The sequence below is a fragment of the Ilyobacter sp. genome (assembly GCF_041583315.1).
Lineage (GTDB): Bacteria > Fusobacteriota > Fusobacteriia > Fusobacteriales > Fusobacteriaceae > Ilyobacter.
This window is the reverse complement of the sequence record NZ_JBFHGC010000243.1, coordinates 1-4,171: the sequence shown is the minus strand read 5'-3', so window position 1 is coordinate 4,171 and position 4,171 is coordinate 1. Positions and strand designations below refer to the sequence as shown.

The 4,171-nt window shown below is 36.5% G+C and carries 4 protein-coding genes and 1 pseudogene; all 5 read left to right on the top strand.

The features are described 5' to 3' along the window. Positions 1 to 286 precede the first annotated feature (286 nt). Positions 287 to 1,093 (top strand): substrate-binding domain-containing protein, encoded by an 807-nt coding sequence (locus tag ABZA26_RS09150; RefSeq protein ID WP_372714215.1) that lies wholly within the window; start codon positions 287 to 289, stop codon positions 1,091 to 1,093. Positions 1,094 to 1,099: 6 nt separating this feature from the next. Then, the gene (locus ABZA26_RS09145) at positions 1,100 to 1,789 is read left to right on the top strand and encodes an ABC transporter permease (protein ID WP_372714214.1); all 690 of its coding nucleotides are present in this window, start codon (positions 1,100 to 1,102) and stop codon (positions 1,787 to 1,789) included. 7 nt (positions 1,790 to 1,796) lie between these two features. Beyond that, positions 1,797 to 2,414 (top strand): ATP-binding cassette domain-containing protein, encoded by a 618-nt coding sequence (locus ABZA26_RS09140; protein WP_372714213.1) that lies wholly within the window; start codon positions 1,797 to 1,799, stop codon positions 2,412 to 2,414. Between the two features lies 1 nt (position 2,415). Beyond that, complete coding sequence (locus ABZA26_RS09135; RefSeq protein WP_372714212.1) at positions 2,416 to 3,609, top strand: molybdopterin molybdotransferase MoeA; 1,194 nt, start codon at positions 2,416 to 2,418, stop codon at positions 3,607 to 3,609. A gap of 11 nt (positions 3,610 to 3,620) precedes the next feature. Then, positions 3,621 to 4,171: pseudogene (locus ABZA26_RS09130) on the top strand (molybdopterin biosynthesis protein); the annotation flags it as partial.

Here is a 4,171-nt window from a genome sequence, read left to right as displayed (position 1 = left end):
TTGTATATAGATTTGGAGAACAATAGCTTCTCTAATTTTAAAATATAATTTATGGAAAAACAGATTTCTGTGTCTTCAAAATTTAATAAGTCTTATTCCGAAGTTAAATGAAAATTTTAAATAGTGGTAATTTAAAAAATTACCACTATTTATATTTTCTAAAATAAATAGTACTCTGAATAAGGAGATTATTTAATTGAGTTTAAAGTTGATAAAAAGATTAATTACTTGATAGTTTCTTTTTATGAATAGTAAACTATTCAATAAATTAAATGAGGGGGAAAGAATGAAAACAATCAAAAGATCGCTACTAATATTTTTAATCGGGGTGCTGTGTTCAGTAAGTATTTTTGGAAAAGCCAGCAAAGACATAGTACTGGCAACTACAACCAGCGTGAGAGACTCTGGACTTATGGATTACATTATACCTTCTTTTGAAGAGGAGAGCGGGTATAAAATAAAACTTATCGCCGTAGGAACAGGAAAAGCACTCCAAATGGGGAGAGACGGAGAAGCGGATGTACTGTTGGTACATGCAAAACCTTCTGAACTACAGTTTATGAAAGACGGTCACGGAAAGGAAAGAGAAGAGGTTTTTCATAATTATTTCGTAATCGTAGGACCAAAAGACAATGTGAAAATGACTTCTGTAGAAGAAGCTTTGGGGAAAATAAATAAGGATAAACTTAAATTTGCCTCAAGGGGAGACAATTCTGGAACCAATAAAAAAGAGCTTCAGCTATGGAATGAAAATAAGATAGCCCCTAAAGGTGAATGGTATATTGTTTCAGGAAGCGGAATGGGAGCTACGTTGAAAATAGCCAGTGAAATGAGTGCTTATACATTGACAGATATGGCAACCTATTTAAACCTGAGCAAAGACCTTGATTTGGAAATAAAAGTTGGAAAAGATTTAAGCTTGCTCAATCAATATGGTGTAATAACAATTGACCCTTCAAAAAATAAATACATAAATGCTGAAGGAGCAAAAGTATTTAAGGACTGGCTGGCATCTGACAAGGTAAAAGACAAAGTTGAAAAATTTGGTGTGGAAAAGTTTGGAATGTCATTATTTATACCAGAGAGGCAGTAGTAAATTATGGACTACATACTACACGGGATATCCCAGGCGTTTACTCTTTTAATAAAATTAGATAGAGAGTTGTATAGTATTATACTTCTCTCTGTTTTAGTTTCATTTACAGCTACATTGATTGCCACATCATTATTTATTCCCATAGGAGTAACCATAGGATTAAAAAAATTTAGAAGGGAGAGGTTTTTTGAAAAGATACTGTTTTCCATGATGGGAGTTCCATCTGTGGTAATAGGACTTTTGATTGCCATTCTCCTATCCAGACGTTCTATATTTGGTTTTCTTGGACTTCTTTATACACCTGGAGCGATGATAATTGCCCAGGTTCTTTTGGTTTTTCCCCTTGGGATGGGTCTAGTATATAAACTTTCCAAACTACAGGGAAGAAGAATAAAAAATGAGGGAAAACTTCTCGGTGCCAAAAGAACAGAACTTTTATTTTTAGTTTTTAAGGAACTTAAGGAAGAATTGCTGGTTATATTTCTGACTTGTTTTTCCCGGGCCATTACCGAGGTGGGAGCTGTAATGATAGTGGGTGGAAATATTAAAGGGAAAACCAGGGTGATGACGACGACTATTTCTATGCTGAACTCCATGGGTGATTATCCTATGGGAATTGCTCTGGGAATAATACTTATAGTAATAACATTTAGTGTCAACAGCATCGTCTATATACTTCACCGGGAGGAATAAAAAAGCTATGATAGAAATAAGAAATTTAGTAAAATCATATGGGAAAAAAAGAGTTTTAAATATAGAGGAAATGATTATAAATACCCTGGGTATAACTGCTGTCAGGGGAGAGAACGGACTAGGAAAGACAACATTGTTCTCACTTATCTCCGGGCTGGAAGGGGATTTTGAAGGGGAAATAGTGAAAAAGGGAATAGAAGAAATGGATATAACCTTTGTACAGCAAAATTTTTACCTTCTAAAAAGGAGTGTCTATGATAATATAGCTTATCCCCTAAAAATCAGGAAGTGGGACAAAAACCTTATAAAAAACAGAGTAGAGTCTCTTCTGGAGCAGTTTAAAATAGAGCATTTGGCCGATAAAAATGCCAGCAGATTGAGTAGCGGTGAGAGTCAAAAAGTAGCCATTGCCAGAGCACTTTCGTTTAGACCAAAATTGATTCTTTTAGACGAACCAACTTCAAACCTGGACAAAGACTCGACTTTTCTAACGGAGAAGATTCTCACCCAATATGTCCGTCAGGAAAAGGCAGGGGTAATAATGATAAGTCACGATAATGAACAAATTAATAGAATGGCTGAAAAAACCATTGAGCTAAAGGACTACTTAAAGGGAGTGAATTAAATTGGATTTTTTTAAGGTGACATCATTGGAAGAAGCAAAAAAAACATTACAAAAACAATTTATTGAAATTTTTTCAAAAAAAGAAATTGTTCCTTTGGGTGAATCTTTCGGAAGGTATTCTGCCTCCAAGATTGTCTCAAAGGATTCCGTTCCAAGTTTTAATAAATCCACTGTAGATGGTTATGCAGTGAAGGCAGAAAGTACTTATGGAGCATCTGAGTCCATTCCTTCTATGCTTACTCTAAAAGGAGAGGCAGAGATGGGGAAAGAAAATAAATACACTATTAATTCTGATGAAACAGTGTATGTTCCTACAGGTGGCATGATTCCTAATGGCGCTAATGCCGTTGTTATGATAGAATATTCAGAGGTTTTAGGAGAAGAGATATTCTTAAACACATCTGTATCCCACGGAGAAAACATAATCTACAAAGGGGAAGATTTTGAAAAAGAAACTGTTCTGCTGGAATCCGGAAAAAGAATAAAACCTCAAAATATCGGGAGTTTTGCAGCTGGTGGAATTACAGAGGTAGAAGTAAGAGTAAATCCGAGTTTTTATATTATTTCCACAGGAGATGAAGTGAAAGATCTGGGATCAGAACTGAGACCCGGAGAGATAAGAGATATAAATTCGTATACTCTGGAAGCACTCATAAAAGAATGTAATTGTCAGCTCATGGGACGTGTCCTGGTGGGAGATGATCTTGAACTTTTAAAGGAAGAGATAAAGAAAGGCATAGAAAACTCTGATATTTTAATTCTTTCAGGAGGCAGCTCGGTAGGAAGCAAAGATTACACCTGCAGGGCCATAAAGGAATTGGGTGGGGAAATACTGATACATGGATTGTCAATCAAGCCAGGTAAGCCCACAATTATAGGTGGAATCCACGGGAAACTTGTTATTGGTCTGCCTGGCCACCCGGTATCAGCACTTATGGTATTTAAGGCGCTGCTGGGAGAGATAATAAATACAGACAGGGGAATCCCACACAGAATGATATTGCAAAAAGATATTCATTCAACTCCTGGAAGAACGACTTATCAACCGGTTATTATAGAAGAAAACTTTGCAGTACCTCTGCATGGGAAATCCGGTGTAATAAGCCTTTTAAATAGAGCTTTTGGATATACGATAATACCTTCAGACAAAGAGGGTTTCAATTCAGGGGATACAATAGATGTATGGCCACTTTAGGAGGTTAAAAGGTGAAAAGAGAAAAGTATATAGATAACGTTAATGTAGATGAAGCCTTGAAAATGTTTCTTTCTACAATTAACTTTAAAAGAGAGACGGAGATGGTAGCACCTTGGGACGGATTGGACAGAATAACCGGGGAACTCATACTGGCAAACTTCTCCTCTCCAAATTATAATGCGGCAGCAATGGACGGAATAGCAGTTTTATCAAAAAAAACATTAACTGCAAGAGAGGGAACACCTCTAATTCTGACAGAGGGATCGGATTTCATATATGTAAATACAGGGAATCCACTTCCAAAAGAATATGATGCTGTGATAATGATAGAAGATGTGGTGGAAATGGGGAAAGGTGAGGTGGAAATAATATCACCTGCAAAACCCTGGCAGCATGTAAGACCTGTTGGCGAGGATATCATAAAGGGAGAGCCTGTGTTGTTTGCAAACCATAAAATAAGACCACTGGATATAGGGGCTCTATTATCAGCAGGAATAATGGAGATACCTGTTTACAGAAAACCCAAAGTGGGAATAATTCCAACAGGGACAGAGATTGTAGA

What these genes read in the sequence shown, in the direction of transcription:
- ABZA26_RS09150 (WP_372714215.1), top strand. Translation starts at nt 287, where the DNA reads ATGAAAACAATCAAAAGATCGCTACTAATATTTTTAATCGGGGTGCTG.
- ABZA26_RS09145 (WP_372714214.1), top strand. Translation starts at nt 1,100, where the DNA reads ATGGACTACATACTACACGGGATATCCCAGGCGTTTACTCTTTTAATA.
- ABZA26_RS09140 (WP_372714213.1), top strand. Translation starts at nt 1,797, where the DNA reads ATGATAGAAATAAGAAATTTAGTAAAATCATATGGGAAAAAAAGAGTT.